The following is a 16,202-nucleotide window of genomic DNA, read 5'->3' as shown; positions in this document are numbered from 1 at the left end:
GGCCGGCATGCAGACGTCCAAGACCATCGTCGTCGTCAACAAGGACGCCGAGGCGCCGCTGTTCGAGATCGCCGACTTCGGCGTGGTCGGCGACCTCAACACCGTCGTCCCGCAGCTGACCGAGGAAGTCAAGAAGCGCAAGGGGTGAGATCGAGGGGCCGCCAGGCACCTTGGGGAGACGGCCCCTCGATCCGCTTCTGGGCGGGCGAACCCTCAACAGTCGGGCGCCACCCGGCCGTCGGAACCGGTGTAGGTGTAGGCGTCGGAGATGTACTGTCCGCTGCCGATCCGGTTCCAGATCTTGCTCGTGCCGTACGTTCCGGACACGGTGCTGCCGTTCGTCTGGCAGTAGATCGTCACGGACGCGCCGTTGGCCCTCGTACCCACAATCGAGGCCCCTGTGCTCGGTTGGGAGCGTACGTTCAACGGCGTGCCGTTCGTGCGTACCGTGCCGGTCGCGTGGCCGCCACCACCGCACGCGGTGGTGCTCTTCTGTGTCGCCTTGCGGCCGTCGCCCCACGACACACCCTGGACGACGGAGTTGACGACCCGTCCGCCCGAGATCTGCTCGTAGTGCAGGTGCACCGCGAGGTCGTACTTCGCCGAGCTGTTGCCGACGATCCCGATCCGCTGACCTGTGCCGACCTTCGCGCCGCGTGAGACCGCGCGGGAGTCGAGGTGCGCGTACCTGGTCTTCCAGCCGCCACCGTGGTCGATCACGACGGTGTGGCCGTACCCCGTGCTCGTGGAGTAGTACGAGTCGGCGACCGTGCCGGCGGCACTCGCGACGACCGGCTTGCCGACCTCCGCACTGCTCGGGTAGAAGTTCCAGTCGATCGAGTGCGGTGGGCTGTGGCCGCTCCAGTTGTTGCCCGTCCAGGTCTCCCCGCAACGGAACGGCATCGTGAAGCTCGGCCGGGCCGACGCGGGTGGACTTGCCGCGATGATCGCCACACCCGCCGCGACCAGCGCGACGACGACCACCATGAACCGAGCCGTGAATCGGACGATGTTCGTCTCCACGGCTCCTCCTCTCCTCGGGGGCACTGTCACTCGAGCCTGCCGCTGCGTGACCGGGGCGTGACAGGGCCGGCAGGTCCCAATACGCGGCGTCATTGGGTCCCTGGCCCCAGGTCCGTGGGAATGGGGGTGCTGGGCCTACCGCGGTTCGGGGCCTGGACGCAGTGACCGGTGAGGCGTGCCGGAGGATATTTCCTCCCATGGACACCACTGCTCGCTCGGTCTCGACACCGGTCGCACCGCGGCCGGCCACACGACTCCCGCATGTCGACGCGCTCCGCGGCTTCGCGCTGCTCGGCATCCTGATGGTCAACATCGCCTACTTCGCGTCCGGCTACACGGCCGCGTTCGGCGTCGACCCCGTCTTCGACGGTCCTGTCGACGACGCCGTGAACTGGGTCGTCGCGTTCGTGTTCGCGACGAAGTTCTACCTGTTCTTCTCGTTCCTCTTCGGCTACAGCTTCACGCTGCAGATGGACGCCGCGAAGCGGCAGGAGGCGGCGTTCAGGCCGCGGATGCTCCGCCGGCTGGCCGGACTGTTCGCCCTCGGCGCCCTGCACGCGGTCTTCCTCTACTCCGGCGACATCCTGCTCGCGTACTCGGTCATCGGGCTGATCCTGCTGGTGCTGCACCGCATCCGTCCGCGGACGGCGATGGTGGTCGCGGTCGTCCTCGTGGTGTACACGTCGGTCGCGACCTTCCTCTCGGGCTTCTTCATGTCGATCGAGATCTTCGACCCGGCGGCGAACCAGCTCGCCGGTGAGCAGATGACCGAGACGCTGCGCGGTGGCTACGGCTCCGTGATCGTGCAGCACATCGCCGACCTGCCGTTCCTGGGCCTGACCCTGGTCGCCTACCAGCTCTCGATGGCACTGGCCGCCTTCCTGGTGGGCCTCGCCGCGGGCAAGCGGCGGCTGCTGGCCGAGGTCGACGCACACACCAGGGCGCTCAAGGTGATCTGCCTGGTCGGCTACCCGATCGGCCTCGCCGGCGCGTACCAGTGGGCCGGCATGGACGGCATCGGCACCGACACGACCGCCACGGCGATCGGCATGCTGACCTCGCCCGCGCTCACCGCCGCGTACGTCGCGAGCCTGCTGCTGTTCTTCAGGACCGCGCCAGGACGCAGGTTCGCCGCGGCCCTCGCCCCGGCCGGCCGGATGGCGCTGTCGAACTACCTCGGCCAGTCGCTCGCGTGCCTGCTGATCTTCACCGGCGTCGGTCTCGGCCTGGTCGGCCACGTCGCCCCGCTCGGTGTCTTCGCGATCGCTCTTGGGATCTGGCTGGGGCAGCTGGTCGTCAGCCGGCTCTGGATGGCACGGTTCCAGTACGGCCCGGTCGAATGGGCGCTGCGGGCCGTGACCAACGCGGAGCGTCCGGCCTGGCGGCGGATCACCGCGCCGCCGACCGACCGGGAGGCGACCGGCGCGCCCGCGCACTGACCCGTCGACCACCGTCGCCGTTCAGCCCTGCCGACTGGTCAGTGCCCAGCGTCCGACGTACGTTCACCCGTGCCGACGCCCAGGCGGGCACCTCGCTGCGTTGTCGGAGAATCCCAAGTACGCCCAGTACGAGGGACCTCCTCCGCCTTGCGATGCACCCACCTGACCGCCGGCACGGGCGAACAACGTCGAACGCAGGGCACTAGGCTGAACGGCGATGGCGTACCTGGACCACGCGGCGACCACGCCGATGCTGCCCGCGGCGATCTCGGCGATGAGCGCGGAGCTCGGCCGGCTCGGCAACCCCTCGTCCCTGCACACGCCGGGACGTGCCGCGCGCCGGGTGGTCGAGGAGGCGCGCGAGCAGCTGGCCGGCGCGATCGGCGCACGACCGGGCGAGGTGGTGTTCACCTCCGGTGGCACCGAGGCCGACAACCTCGCCGTCAAGGGCCTCTACTGGTCGCGTCGCGCCGGGGACGACCGGCGGCGCCGCGTCCTCGTCGGCGCCGGCGAGCACCACGCCGTGCTCGACTCCGCGGTGTGGCTCGCACGCGAACAGGGCGCCGAGGTCGAGCTGCTGCCGCTCGACGGGCTCGGTCGCGTCCGCGTCGACGCACTCGCGGAGTCCGTGGCGCGCGACCCCGACACGGTGGCACTGGTCTCGGTGCTGTGGGCCAACAACGAGGTCGGCACGATCCAGCCGATCTCGCGGATCGTCGAGGTGGCGCAGTCGTACGACATCCCGGTGCACTCCGACGCCGTGCAGGCGGTGGCGCACCTTCCCGTCGACTTCGCCGCCAGCGGCCTCGACGCGCTGACGGTCACCGGCCACAAGCTCGGCGGTCCCGTCGGCGCGGGGGCTCTCGTGCTCCGCAGGGAGGCCGAGGTCACGCCCGTCCTGCACGGCGGCGGGCAGGAGCGCGACGTCCGCTCGGGCACCCTCGACGCGGCCGCGTACGTCGGGTTCGCCACGGCGGTCACGGCGTCGGTCGGCGACCGGAGCAGCGAGGCCGAGCGGCTCGCGGTCCTGCGTGACGACCTCGTCACGCGCGTCAGCGCGGCCGTACCCGACGCCGTGCTCAACGGCGACCCCGATCCGCACGGACGCCTGCCGGGCAACGCGCACTTCTCCTTCCCCGGCTGCGAGGGTGACTCGCTCCTGCTCCTCCTCGACGCGCAGGACGTCGCATGCTCCACCGGCTCGGCCTGCTCGGCCGGCGTCGCCGAGCCGTCCCACGTGCTGCTGGCCATGGGCGCCGACGAGGAGCGTGCCCGCGGCTCGCTGCGGTTCTCGCTCGGTCACACCTCGATCACCGCCGACGTCGACGCGCTCGTCGACGCGATCGGCCCCGCGGTCGAGCGTGCCCGCCGCGCCGGCCTCACCTCCGCGGCCGACCAGCCTCCCGCTGTCCACGGGTGAGTCCGGCGCCGACTAGCCTGGACGGCATGACCGACCGACCGTTGCGCGTGCTCGCGGCGATGTCCGGCGGGGTCGACTCCGCCGTGGCCGCCGCCCGCGCCGCCGACGCCGGCCACGACGTGACCGGCGTGCACCTCGCGCTGTCGCGCAACCCGCAGTCGTACCGCTCGGGTGCGCGTGGGTGCTGCACCCGCGAGGACGCACGCGACGCGCGGCGCGCCGCCGACGTCGTGGGCATCCCGTTCTACGTCTGGGACCTGGCGGAACGCTTCCACGCCGCCGTCGTCGAGGACTTCGTCGACGAGTACGCCGCCGGCCGCACACCGAACCCCTGCCTTCGCTGCAACGAGCGCGTCAAGTTCACCAGCGTCCTCGACAAGGCGCGCGCACTCGGGTTCGACGCCGTCTGCACCGGGCACTACGCGCGGCTCGTCGACGGCCGGCTCTACCGCGCCGTCGACGACGAGAAGGACCAGTCGTACGTGCTCGGCGTGCTGACCGCAGACCAGCTCGCGCACTCCCTCTTCCCGCTCGGTGACTCCCGCAAGACCGACGTCCGCGCCGAGGCCGACCGCCGCGGCCTCGCCGTCGCCGACAAGCCCGACAGCCACGACATCTGCTTCATCCCGAGCGGCGACACCGCGGGGTGGCTCGCCGACCGGCTCGGCCCCTCGCCGGGGACGGTCGTCGACGAGGAGGGTCGCGTCCTCGGCGAGCACGACGGCGCGTACGCCTACACCGTCGGCCAGCGGCGCGGGCTGCGGCTCGGCCGGCCGGCACCCGACGGCCGCCCGCGGTACGTGCTCGACGTGAGTCCGGTCGACCGCACCGTCACGGTCGGTCCGCGCGAGTCGCTGCTCGTCGACTCGGTCACCGGCATCCGCCCGCGGTGGGCCGGTCCGGTGCCCGGCGGCCCGATCGAGTGCCATGCCCAGCTGCGCGCGCACGGCAGCGTCCACCCGGCAGTGGCCGAGGCCGTCGGCGATGAGCTCGTCGTGTCGCTGCGACGTCCCGCAGAGGGCGTCGCGCCGGGGCAGGCGGTCGTCCTCTACGCCGACGACGAGCGCGTCGTCGGGTCCGCGACGATCGACCGCACCGAGCGGAGGGGTGCGTGACGCCGCTCGTCGCGTGGGACGTCGACCAGACGCTCCTGTCCTCCGGCACCGCCGGCAGGGACATCATGCAGACCGCGGTCACTCGTGCGGTGGGTGAGGCGCTGACGTACGACGTCTGGTTCGGCGGCAAGACCGACCCGCGGATCGCGGGGGAGATCCTCGTCTCCGGCGGCGTGCCGACACCGCACGACGCGCACGTCGCCGACGTGCTCGTCCATCTCGAGCAGGTACTCGCCGAGCGCGCCCACCTGATCGCCGCCGACGGGCACCTGATGCCCGGCGTGCGCGAGACGCTCACCCGGCTGCGCGCCGACGGCGTGGTGCAGACGGTGCTGACGGGGAACATCAGGCCGAACGCCGTGGTCAAGCTCGCGGCGTTCGGGCTGGAGGAGTTCCTCGACGTCGAGATCGGCGCGTTCGGCAGCGACCACGCCGACCGGCCGAAGCTGCTGCCGCTGGTGCTCGAACGTGCCGAGCGCGCGTACGGGCGGCGGTGGGAGCCCGAGCAGACCTGGATCGTCGGCGACACCGAGTTCGACTACGAGTGCGCGGCGGCCTCCGGCGCGCGCTGCCTGCTCGTCGCGACGGGCAGGTCGAGCTACGACGAGCTGTCGGCGCTCGGCGCCGACGCCGTGCTGCCCGACCTGTCCGACGTCGACGAGGTCGTTCGCCTGCTCACGAGCTGACGGTCAGCGGCCGGTGTAGCGCAGGATCCAGATCCCCTGGTTCTTGTTGGACAGGTAGATGTTGCCGCGCCGGTCGACGAGGACGTCCTCGCTCTGCAGGACGAGCGCGTCGGGCGGCTGCGGGCCGTAGCGCTTCTTCGGGTCGGGCGGCAGGAACCACCCGACCTCGCGCGGGCGCCGGGGTTCTTCGATGTCGTAGATGCGCAGCCCGGCGTTGAAGTACGTGAGGTAGATCCGCTTCTCCGTGTGGTCGGTGAAGCGGCTGTGGTACATCATGTGCGTGTTGTGCGGCCCGAACCTGCCGCCGCGCTCGTAGAACGTCTCGAACGGCGCTCCCCGCGGTGGCACGGGCTCGGGGAACGTCGCCAGCAGCACCGGGTTCGCGGGGTCGGCGATGTCGACCATCGAGGTGTGGTTCAACGGCTCCCCGCCGCGGACCGCGATCGCCTCGGAGTTCACCACCGCGAGGTCACGTCCCGGCAGCGGGAGCACGCTGTGCGCGCCGATGTTCGGGTTGAACGGCGGGGAGAAGTCGAGCCGCCCGACCTGCGTCGGCTTCGTGACGTCGCTGATGTCGAGCACGATCATCCCGGCGGCGCCGTACGGGAGGTACGCGAGGTCGCCCACGACGAACGGCGGCCCGTGCAGTGACACGGAGTCCTCCGGCGTCTCGCCACCGTCGACGTGCTGGCCGGGTACCCACCACCGCGAGACCTCGACGGGGTTCGCCGGGTCGGCGATGTCGATGATCACGTAGATGTTCTCGCTGTAGCCAGGCATCCCGGCCGCGAGGTGGACGTAGCGCCCACCCGGGTAGCCGTTGCGGTGGGTGCCGGTGCCGCCGGTGCGGAAGTGGCCGAGCCTGCGCGGGTGCACGGGATCGTCCTCGAGGTCCCAGATGAGCACGCCCTCCTCGAACGGCGCGTCCGGGTCGCCGCCCCAGCTCGCCGGCTTCTGCTCGAGGGCGGTGATCATCTTGCCGTCGTTGACGTCCATCTGGATCGTCCAGGTGTTGGCCGGTCCCTCGACGAAGTTCACGACCTCGGGACGCCGGGGGTCGGTGACGTCGAGGATGGTCCACCCGCCGTGCCACAGATGGCCGACGTACAGGTACCACCTGCCGCGCACCTCCTGGATCGCGAGCTTGAACCCGCCGCCGCGGTCGTCGAGGTCGGAGTAGGAGAGCACCTTGGTCCGGTGGCCGGTGGGACGTCGGGCGGAGAACCGTTCGCCGGACGCCGGCTCGGCCGACGCCGTGCCGGGCATGCCGGCGACGAAGCCGGCGGTCGCGCCCGCGGCAGTGCCGCCGAGGAGGTGCCTGCGGGAGAGCTTCCTGTCCGGCACGGCGTCACCACCTCCCTGCGGCCTCGAGGCGCTGCACGCGGCGGCCGCCGATGGTCTCGCCGGTGTAGATGTCGCCGTGCGAGTCCGTGTCGAGCGTGTGCACGTACGTGAACTCTCCGGCCATGTGACCGGGTTGTCCGTACGCACCGAGTGTCTTGCCGTCGGAGTGGTTGAGCGTCCAGAGCAACTGCTCCTCGCCGTCCACGCAGTAGATGAGCCGCTGGTCGCGGTCCTTGGAGAACGCGATGTCCCACGACGTGCCCGGGCTCGCCGGGTCGTCGAGCAGGAAGCCCCTGTTGACCCAGATGTTCCTGACGAACGTGCCGTCCTTCTCGAACACCTGGATGCGGTCGCCCTTGCGGTCGTTGACGTAGACCAGGCCGTCGTTGCCGATGTTGACGCCGTGCACCACCGCGAAGAACTTGCCCGGCGCGCCGGTCTGCGCCTCGGCGAGCGTGCCTTGCTCGCCCCACTGGCGCTGGAACGTGCCGTTCCTGTCGAACACGACGACCCTGCGGTTGCCGTACCCGTCGGCGACGTAGATCTCGTCGTTCTCCGGGTCGACGGCGATGTCGGCGGGGAGGTTCAGCAGGGTACGGCTGCTGTTGTTGGGCGCGCCGTCGATCGTGCCGTCGTCGGTGTCGTAGCGGCCCTTCTCGCCGATCTGCAGCAGCAGCGTCGACAGGTCGTGGCTGTACTTCTGGACGATCGCGTCGCCGTTGCCGCCGATCCAGACGTTGTCGTCGTGGTCGACGAAGCAGCCGTGGACGCCGTCGGGGAGGACGGCTGGAGTGGCGGAGTGGGTGACCTCGCCCTTCCGGTCGTAGACGACGAACGCCGGTGACGGTGTGGCGACGCGCAGCTCGGTCTCGGTCAGGTTGCGCCGATTGATGGTGTAGAGCCGGTCCCTGGAGTCGAGTGCGGTGCCCGCCACCTCGCCGGTGACCCAGAACCGTTTCGTCTCGGGGTCGCGGGGGAGCGGCCTGGGCCAGAACGGGTCGACCTTGAACCGCGGGGCTCTCACCCGCGTCGTCCGCTTGTCCATGTCGAGGACCTCGAAGGCACCGGGGAGCATCGCCGGAGCCACGCCGGCGAGTGCCACGGCCTTCATCGCGTCGCGTCTGCTGAAGTCACCGATCTCGGCCATGATGACGGTCCTTTCCGCCAGGCCGCCATCGAGACCCCCCAGGCTTCGTCGTTGTGGCCTGGAACGCTGGATTATGCATCGTCCACAGTACGCCGGAGGCGACCGCGAGTCGCCGTCCTTCACCCTCCGTAGAGGAGGAGGACGACGCCTCGCAGTCAGAGGCATCTAGGGCGTGTCGATCAGCAGGCCGCGACGTCACCGCCCGCGACCCACGCCTTCGACAGGTACATGCCGGCGTTCACGCGGTACCAGGTGGTCGTGGTGCCCTGTGAGCCGGTCACGGAGTCGCCCTGCACCTGGCACTGGAGCGGCACCCGGGCCGCGTCGCCCGCCATGCCGACGACGCCGCCACCCGTGCCCGCGGCGTTGCGGACATTCAGGTAGCCGCCGTCGAGCTCGACGGTGCCGTACGCGCCGTCGCCGGTCCACTGGTAGACGACGTCGACCCAGCCGTTGTCGGTCATCCCCAGGCCGTCCCAGAACGTGCCGTCGGCGAGGTCGATGCCGGCCGGGTTGGCGACGTCGCGGCCGAACTCGTCCCTGCCGCCGTTGTAGCCGTCCTCGTACGCCGCCTGCGCCTCCGGCCTGCCCTGCGGCAGGTCCTGCCACATCTCACGGGTGGCGGACGGGCTCCAGTAGTCGTCCTTGGTGTTCCACGGCCCGACGTCCCAGACGGGCTCCCAGACGCACCGGCCGTTGGCGCAGACCTGGACGGAGTAGTCGCCGTTGCCCGCGGCGGACAGGCCGCGGCGCGACGGGAGCGCGACGAAGTGGTCGCGCTCGACGATCACGTGACCGTTCGCCGTCGTGCCGCCGACGAGTCCCTCGCGCGTGGCGTACACCCGCGAGGCGACGGGCGCGGCGGCGCGTGCGACGGCCTGCTTCGTCGCCTGCGCCGCGGCGACGGCGACGTCGCCGACGCTCGGGCTGGCCTCGGCGTCCGCCGCCTGGAGCACGACCCGGAGCTGGACCGTACGGCTCGACACCGACAGGTTCGTCGCCCTGCCGGGCGCCGCGGCGGTCCACTGCGTCCATGCGCCGTCGCGCGCACGGGCGCGGACGTCGACCGCGGCGGACGACCCGGTCGGCTCCCTCGCCGCGTAGTCGACCGAGACGGCGGACGCGTCGTGGGGCAGGGTGACGGGCTCGAGCAGGGCGTAGCCGGTGCGGCGCGCGACGTCCGCGGCGCTCCTCGACGCGCCGGCATCGCCGAGCTCCAGCCGGTCGTCCGGCGTGCGGACGTTCGTCGAACCGTCCTGCGGGGTGAGCGCGGGGCTCACCGATCTCTTCGCGGTGTCCGCCGAGACCGGACCGGTCGCGGCGAACCCGCACAGCACGAGCGCGGCCAGGGCACCGGCGGCCGCTCGCTGATGGCGGGTGGTGTGCATGGGGCTCCTCGGTGATCTTGGGTATCCGAGGGGCCTGAGGTTATCGACTCGTTACCTGCCCGACGACCGTCTGCGTGAGGACGGGAACGGAGGGTGAGCGTCAGCGCAGGCGCACCACGGTGGCCGAGTGCTGCGGCAACCGTAGGTCACGCCCGGTGAGGCTGATCGCCTCGTCGGTGCCGAGCACGGAGTCGCCCGCAGAGGTGAGCTGGACGCGCGCGACCCGGTCGCCGAAGTTGGCGTAGACGGCGTATCGCTCGGTCGGCGCGGACCTCTCGTACGCCAGCACGTCGGCCGGCATGTCGGGTACGAGGCGCAGCTCGCCGTGGCGGAGCGCGCGGACCTCTCCGCGCAGGCGGAGCAGGCGGCGGTACAGGTTGAGCAGCGAGCCGGGCACCGCGCGCTGGCTCGCCACGTCACGGCCGGGCACGGCGCTTATCGGCAGCCAGGGAACGGTCTCCGGCGGGCAGAAGCCGTGACCGGGTGAGGCGTCCCAGGGCATCGGGGTGCGCATCTCGTCGCGGTTGATCCGGCGGCGCAGGCGACGCGCGATCACCTCGGGCACCCAGGAGAAGAACTCGCGGACGATGGGGTCCTGGGCGTCCCGCAGCGGGATGTAGGTGTTCGGCTGACCGAGCTCCTGGCCCTGGTAGACGCAGGCGACGCCGCGCAGCGTGAGCAGCAGCACCGCGAGGACCCTTGCCTTGCGCAGGTCGCCGCCGAGCCGGTCGATGCTGCGCGTCTGGTCGTGGTTCTCGACCACGTACGTCGGCTGCGTCGGCGCGGGGAACGCGGACTCGTACGCGCTGATGCGGTCGCGGACGAAGCGCGCGTCGTAGCGGAACGCGAGGAACTCGAACAGGAAGACGAGATGCAGGCCGTCGTGGTCGCCGAGATAGCGGCGGACGGTGGCCGACGACCCGAACACCTCGCCGAGCAGGACGCGATCGGGCGGTGCGACGTCGTCGGTCACGCTGCGCAGCTCGCGTGCGAGCGCGAAGTTGTCGTCGGTGTTCTCGTTGTGCACGCGACGCCACAGGTGGGGGATGTCGCCACCGCCGGTCACGAGGTGCAGGGGATTGTTCCTGAACTCGGCGTCCTTCATGACCGTGCCGAACAGGTCGAGCCGGAAGCCGTCGACCCCGCGGTCGAGCCAGAACCGCGCCATGTCGAACATCGCGCGGCGCACGTCGGGGCTGCGCCAGTTCAGGTCGGGCTGCCACGGCAGGAACGAGGCGAGGTACCACTGCCGGCGCTCGGGGCTCCACTGCCACGCGGACCGCACCTCGAGGCTGGAGCGCCAGTTGTTCGGCGGCCGGCGACCGTACCGCCCCTTGCCGTCGCGCCAGACGTACCAGTCGGCCTTGTCGTTGGTGCGGGACCGTCGCGACTCGCGGAACCACGGATGCTGCTCGGAGGTGTGGTTGAGCACGAGGTCGAACACGATGCGCAGCCCGCGCTCGTGGCACGCGGCGATGAGCTCGTCGGCGTCGTCGAGGGTGCCGTACTCGGGCGCCACGGCACGGTAGTCGCTGACGTCGTAGCCGAAGTCGTGCTGCGGGCTGGTGAAGAACGGTGACAGCCAGAGCGTGTCGAAGCCGAGGTCGGTGACGTGGTCGAGCCGGTCGATGAGTCCCCTGAGGTCGCCGATGCCGTCGCCGTTCCCGTCGGCGAAGGAGCGCGGGTAGACGTGGTAGATCGTCGTCCCGTGCCACCAGGGGAGTTCGGTCGCTGCAGGCTCGGTCATGAGCTGCCGTCCGAAGTGAGCATCGCAGCGGTTCGGAGTGCCCGCGGTGTCCGTGTGTCCGCCGAGCGAGGAGCGGAGCGGAGGAGGGTGGCGGGAGGCTCGGTCATGAGCTGCCGTCCGAAGTGAGCATCGCAGCGGTTCGGAGTGCCCGCGGTGTCCGTGTGTCCGCCGAGCGAGGAGCGGAGCGGAGGAGGGTGGCGGGAGGCACAGTCACGGGTGCGAGCGTACGACGAGATGCCCGGCGTACGCTCGCACCCGTGATCGACTCGACTGACCTCCCCTGGCCGCCCGGCACCGCGACCGGTGTGGGCTCGTGGCCGGGTGACGAGCCCCTGGAGGCGTGCCGGGTGGTGGTCGGCGAGCTGACCGACCTGCCGTACCTGCCGGAGCTGCCCGCGCGCGGACCTGGCGCGGACATCGTCGGTCGCGCGGCGGCGGGCGTGCTGTCGGGGATCGACGTCGACGTCTTCGCGGGCAGGTGGCGGCTCGCGACGCGTCCGGGGTTCGACCAGCGACGCGCGCGTGCGCTGCTCTCCCGTGACCTCGACGCGCTGGAGGAGGTCGCGGGCGACCGCGAGGGTCCCGTCAAGGTGCAGGTCTGCGGGCCGTGGACGCTCGCCGCCCGGCTCGAGCTGCCGCGCGGCGGCCCGGCGCTTGGCGACCCCGGCGCGAGCCGCGACGTCGCGGAGTCGCTCGCCGAGGGCGTGGCCGAGTACGTTGCCGGCGTTCGTCGCCGGCTCCCCGGTGCGAGGGTGCTCGTCCAGATCGACGAGCCGTCGCTGCCGGCCGTGCTGCGCGGTGACATCCCGACGATGAGCGGCTTCTCGCGCGTCGCGGCGGTCGAGCCGCGCACCGCACAGGAGGCGCTGGCCGGCGTCCTCGGTGCGATCGAGGGCGCGGACGGCTGGCCGCTCGTCCACGGCTGCGCTCCCGACCTGCCGCTCCGGTTGCTGCACGACGCGGGGGCGCGGGGCGTCTCGCTCGACGTCTCGCTGCTGACGTCGGCCGACGACGACGAGGTCGGTGAGCTCGTCGAGGCGGGCCTCGGTCTGCTGGTCGGCTGCGTCCCGACGTCCGAGCCCGCGACCCCGCTCTCCGCCGACGACGTGCTGACAACGGTCCGTGATTGGTGGAAGCGGATCGGCCTCACGACCGACCAGCTCGTGACGCGGACGGCGTTGACGCCCACGTGTGGCCTCGCCGGCGCGTCGCCGTCCTGGGCGCGGGACGCGACGGCCCTCGCCGTACGGGCCGCGCGTACGGTCGCCGACCGCTGACCCGGCTCCTCACCTGCGGCGAAGCGCGCGCGGGGTGTCGGTGGGTGTCGGTAACGTACGCGTGTGAGCGAGGATCTCGAGCGCGCCGCCCAGGAGCAGGCGCGGCAGACGACGAACGAGCCCGACGTGCCGTCAGACGTGCGCCGGCGCCATGTCGAGCTGGTGCGGGAGATCGACGACAACCGCTACCGCTACCACGTACTCGACCGGCCGGTGGTCTCCGACGCGGAGTACGACCGCCTCTACCGTGAGCTGCGGGAGCTCGAGGAGGCGCACCCGAGCCTGCGCACGCCCGACTCGCCGACGCAGAAGGTCGGCGACGTCATCTCGACCGAGTTCACCGAGGTCGAGCACATCGAACGGCTGCTCAGCCTCGACAATGCGTTCGACGACGACGAGCTCACCGCGTGGCTGGCGCGCGTCGAGAGGGAGACGGGCGAGGGCGTCCCGCTGCTCTGCGAGCTCAAGATCGACGGCCTCGCGGTCGACCTCGTCTACGAGGACGGCTACCTCGTCCGCGGGGCGACCAGGGGCAACGGCCGGGTCGGCGAGGACGTCACCGCCAACCTGCGCACCATCGACACGATCCCGGTCCGCCTGACGGGCGACGACGTGCCCGAGCTGCTCGAGGTGCGCGGCGAGGTCTTCTTCGAGACCGAGAGGTTCCGTGAGCTCAACGCCAGCCTCGTCGAGGCCGGCAAGGCGCCGTTCGCCAACCCGCGCAACTCCGCGGCGGGCACGGTGCGGCAGAAGGATCCCCGCATGACCGCCAAGCGGCCGCTCAGCATCCTGCTGCACGGTCTCGGTGCGCGCCGCGGCTGGAGTCCCACCCACCTGTCGTCGGCGTACGCCGACCTGAAGCGGTGGGGCCTGCCGGTCAGCGACAGGTTCACCGTGTGCGCCGGCCTCGACGAGACCTTTGCGTACATCAGGGAGTACGGCGAGAAGCGGCACGACCTCGAGCACGAGATCGACGGCGTCGTCGTGAAGGTCGATGAGATCGCGCTGCAGCGCCGGCTCGGCTCCACGTCGTCTGTGCCGCGATGGGCGATCGCGTTCAAGTACCCGCCCGAGGAGGTCAACACCAAGCTCCTCGACATCCAGGTCAACGTCGGTCGCACCGGCCGGGTCACCCCGTTCGCGGTGATGGAGCCGGTGCAGGTCGCCGGGTCCACGGTGTCGCTCGCGACCCTGCACAACGCCAGCGAGGTGCGCCGCAAGGGCGTGCTCATCGGCGACACGATCGTGCTGCGCAAGGCGGGCGACGTCATTCCCGAGGTGCTGGCGCCGGTCGTCGACCTGCGCACCGGCGACGAGCGCGAGTTCGTGATGCCGACGGAGTGTCCGGTGTGCGGCACCGAGCTGCGCCCGGAGAAGGAAGCCGACGTCGACATCCGCTGCCCCAACACCCGCAGCTGCCCGGCGCAGCTGCGGGAGCGGCTGTCCCACCTCGCCGGCCGCTCCGCGTTCGACATCGAGGTGCTCGGCTACCAGTCGGCCGCCGCGCTCCTCGACGACGGCCTCGTCACCGACGAGGGCGACCTCTTCTCGCTCACCGAGGACGACCTGACGCAGTCGGAGTTCTTCCGCACCAAGGACGGCGCGTTGTCGGCCAACGCCCGCAAGCTGCTCGACAATCTCGAGCAGGTCAAGCAGCGCCCCCTCGCCCGGGTGCTCGTCGCGCTCTCGATCCGCCACGTCGGGCCGACGGCGGCCACCGCGCTCGCCAGGACGTTCGGCGACGTCGCGAGGATCGACGAGGCGAGCGAGGAGGAGCTGGCCGACGCCGAGGGCGTCGGGCCCACGATCGCCCGTGCCGTCCGCGAGTGGTTCGCCGTCGACTGGCACCGCGAGATCGTCCGCAAGTGGCGCGAGTCCGGCGTCCGCATGGCCGAGGAGGTCACCGACGCCGGCCCCAAGCCGCTCGCCGGCATGAACGTCGTCGTCACGGGATCCCTGACCGACTTCAGCCGCGACGAGGCGCACGAGGCGATCGTCGTCCGCGGCGGCAAGGCGACCGGTTCGGTGTCGAAGAAGACCGACTTCGTCGTCATCGGCGACAACCCGGGTTCCAAGGCCGACAAGGCCGGGTCGCTCGGCGTCCCGATCCTCGACGAGGCCGCGTTCCACGTCCTCCTCGACGACGGCCCCGACACCGCGCGCGAGCTGGCCCAGCCGCCGGCGCCGGCGCCGGCGGAGTAGCCGGGCCGCGGGTCCGGCGACGGGACTTCACCTCACGAACCTGGACTTCACCTCGTCCCGGCACGAGGTGAAGTCCCTGTTGATCACGTTGACGTGATCAACAGGGACCACCCAGCTCGTCATGGCGTCAGGGGAGCTGGTCGGGGAAGAGCAGGGCCAGCTCTCGCGGATAGGCGGCGATCAGGCCGAGCTCGTCGTCGGTGAGCGGGTGGCCGGTCATGGCGTTGCAGAGCTGCACGAGCGCGAACGACAGGTCCTCGTCGACGACCTCGACGCCGAGGCCCTCCATCACGTGGCGGAAGCCAGCCTTGCCGCCGTACTCGCCGGTGAGCACGACGCGTCCCGGCCGGGTGTGCCAGTCGCGCGGGAACGGGCCGAGCGTCTCCTCGTCGTAGAGCTCGTAGTTGCCGTGGTCCTTAAGCGCCCCGTCGGCGTGGATGCCAGACTCGTGGGCGAAGGCGTTGCGGCCGACGCCCACCTGGTTGTACGGCAGCGGCTGGCCGAACGCGTAGCTCGCCCAGAACGCGAACCGGCGTGCCCAGGACAGGTCGAGCGGGTCGCCGATCTCGGTCTTCTCCGGCAGGCCGAAGCCGTGCCGGAACGCGAGGATGGTCGACAGCAGGTCGGCGTTGCCCGAGCGTTCGCCGATGCCGTTGACGCAGGTGTTGACCCAGGCGTCCTGGCCGGCCTCGAGAGCGCCGAGCGCGCCGGAGACGGAGTTCGCGACGGCCATCCCGAGGTCGTTGTGGCAGTGCGTCTCCACCGGCATGTCGACGGCGGCGGCGAGGGTGGCGAAGCGCGCCCTGATCCGGTCGGGGGTGTCGCCGCCGATGGTGTCGCAGTAGCGCACCCGCGCCGCGCCCGCCTCCTTGGCGGCGAGTGCGAACTCGGCGAGGAACCCGTCGTCGGTGCGCGAGCCGTCCTCGGCGTTGACGCCGATCGTCTCCGCCCCGGCGTCACCGGCGGCGCGGACGGCGGCGGTCATCTCGCGGATGATCCCGTCACGGTCGAGCCGGCCGCGGAACTTGTTGGCGATCATGTAGTTCGACGTCGAGATCGACAGGTTGTAGTGCCGCAGCCCGAGCGGCGCCGCCATCTCCACGTCGTCCGCCACGCCTCGGCACCAGCCGGACAGCCGCAGGTCGCCGAACGCGCCGGCCTCGGCCAGGGCGACCTGCGCCCGCACGTACGGCACCTCGTGGAAGAGGAACGGAAAACCGATCTCGGACTGCGCGACGCCGAGCCGGCCCAGGTACACGTTGACCATCGTCTTGCCGAACTTCGACAGCCCGGTGCGGGCGGTCTGCACCCCGTCCCTGTTGGTGACGTCGAGGAAGTGGATCGTCGGCACGGGTGCCTCCCTGGTCTCCGCGGGTGGGGCCTCAGGTTGACACGTGATCGAGTTGTGTTCAAT

General features: G+C 71.4%; 13 protein-coding genes. 7 read left to right on the top strand and 6 right to left on the bottom strand.

What is annotated here, in order from left to right:
• Nucleotides 1-148, top strand: a 148-nt coding sequence (locus GEV10_09400; GenBank protein MQA78678.1) for an electron transfer flavoprotein subunit alpha/FixB family protein, incomplete at its 5' end; no start/stop codon positions are given.
• Between the two features lie 65 nt (nt 149-213).
• Here the strand turns inward: GEV10_09400 and GEV10_09395 are convergent.
• Nucleotides 214-987 carry a peptidoglycan DD-metalloendopeptidase family protein gene (locus GEV10_09395; protein MQA78677.1) on the bottom strand — a complete coding sequence of 258 codons (774 nt, stop codon included), beginning with the start codon at nt 985-987 and terminating at the stop codon, nt 214-216.
• A 233-nt stretch (nt 988-1,220) separates the two neighbouring features.
• On the opposite strand from GEV10_09395, the gene GEV10_09390 reads away from it, so the two are divergent.
• The 4 genes from GEV10_09390 to GEV10_09375 all read left to right on the top strand — a co-directional run bounded on the left by GEV10_09390 (nt 1,221) and on the right by GEV10_09375 (nt 5,683).
• Nucleotides 1,221-2,462 carry a DUF418 domain-containing protein gene (locus tag GEV10_09390; GenBank protein MQA78676.1) on the top strand — a complete coding sequence of 414 codons (1,242 nt, stop codon included), beginning with the start codon at nt 1,221-1,223 and terminating at the stop codon, nt 2,460-2,462.
• Nucleotides 2,463-2,679: 217 nt separating this feature from the next.
• A complete protein-coding gene (locus GEV10_09385; protein ID MQA78675.1) occupies nt 2,680-3,882 on the top strand; it encodes an aminotransferase class V-fold PLP-dependent enzyme in 1,203 nt (400 codons plus the stop codon).
• A gap of 26 nt (nt 3,883-3,908) precedes the next feature.
• Nucleotides 3,909-4,997 carry a tRNA 2-thiouridine(34) synthase MnmA gene (gene mnmA, locus GEV10_09380; protein ID MQA78674.1) on the top strand — a complete coding sequence of 363 codons (1,089 nt, stop codon included), beginning with the start codon at nt 3,909-3,911 and terminating at the stop codon, nt 4,995-4,997.
• On the top strand, nt 4,994-5,683 hold the full coding sequence (locus GEV10_09375; protein MQA78673.1) for an HAD hydrolase-like protein: 690 nt from the start codon (nt 4,994-4,996) through the stop codon (nt 5,681-5,683). The genes mnmA and GEV10_09375 overlap by 4 nt, the downstream gene beginning before the upstream one ends.
• Nucleotides 5,684-5,686: 3 nt before the next feature.
• Here the strand turns inward: GEV10_09375 and GEV10_09370 are convergent, their stop codons facing one another.
• The 4 genes from GEV10_09370 to GEV10_09355 all read right to left on the bottom strand — a co-directional run bounded on the left by GEV10_09370 (nt 5,687) and on the right by GEV10_09355 (nt 11,309).
• Nucleotides 5,687-7,027, bottom strand: a complete 1,341-nt coding sequence (locus GEV10_09370) for a hypothetical protein (protein MQA78672.1) — start codon at nt 7,025-7,027, stop codon at nt 5,687-5,689.
• Nucleotides 7,028-7,031: 4 nt separating this feature from the next.
• The gene (locus GEV10_09365) at nt 7,032-8,339 is read right to left on the bottom strand and encodes a hypothetical protein (protein MQA78671.1); all 1,308 of its coding nucleotides are present in this window, start codon (nt 8,337-8,339) and stop codon (nt 7,032-7,034) included.
• A 14-nt stretch (nt 8,340-8,353) separates the two neighbouring features.
• Nucleotides 8,354-9,562, bottom strand: coding sequence for a hypothetical protein (locus tag GEV10_09360; GenBank protein ID MQA78670.1), 1,209 nt, complete (start codon nt 9,560-9,562; stop codon nt 8,354-8,356).
• A 100-nt stretch (nt 9,563-9,662) separates the two neighbouring features.
• A complete protein-coding gene (locus GEV10_09355; GenBank protein ID MQA78669.1) occupies nt 9,663-11,309 on the bottom strand; it encodes a DUF3459 domain-containing protein in 1,647 nt (548 codons plus the stop codon).
• A gap of 260 nt (nt 11,310-11,569) precedes the next feature.
• Here GEV10_09355 and GEV10_09350 point away from each other — a divergent pair, with 260 nt between their 5' ends.
• A complete protein-coding gene (locus GEV10_09350; protein ID MQA78668.1) occupies nt 11,570-12,586 on the top strand; it encodes a methionine synthase in 1,017 nt (338 codons plus the stop codon).
• Nucleotides 12,587-12,649: 63 nt separating this feature from the next.
• On the top strand, nt 12,650-14,788 hold the full coding sequence (gene ligA, locus GEV10_09345) for an NAD-dependent DNA ligase LigA (protein MQA78667.1): 2,139 nt from the start codon (nt 12,650-12,652) through the stop codon (nt 14,786-14,788).
• A gap of 127 nt (nt 14,789-14,915) precedes the next feature.
• On the opposite strand, the gene GEV10_09340 is transcribed toward ligA, so the two are convergent.
• The gene (locus tag GEV10_09340; protein MQA78666.1) at nt 14,916-16,139 is read right to left on the bottom strand and encodes a hypothetical protein; all 1,224 of its coding nucleotides are present in this window, start codon (nt 16,137-16,139) and stop codon (nt 14,916-14,918) included.
• Nucleotides 16,140-16,202 lie beyond the last annotated feature (63 nt).

The organism is Streptosporangiales bacterium (genome assembly GCA_009379955.1).
Lineage (GTDB): Bacteria > Actinomycetota > Actinomycetes > Streptosporangiales > WHST01 > WHST01.
The sequence above is the reverse complement of the archived record's forward strand: the minus strand, read 5'-3'. Positions and strand labels throughout refer to the sequence as shown.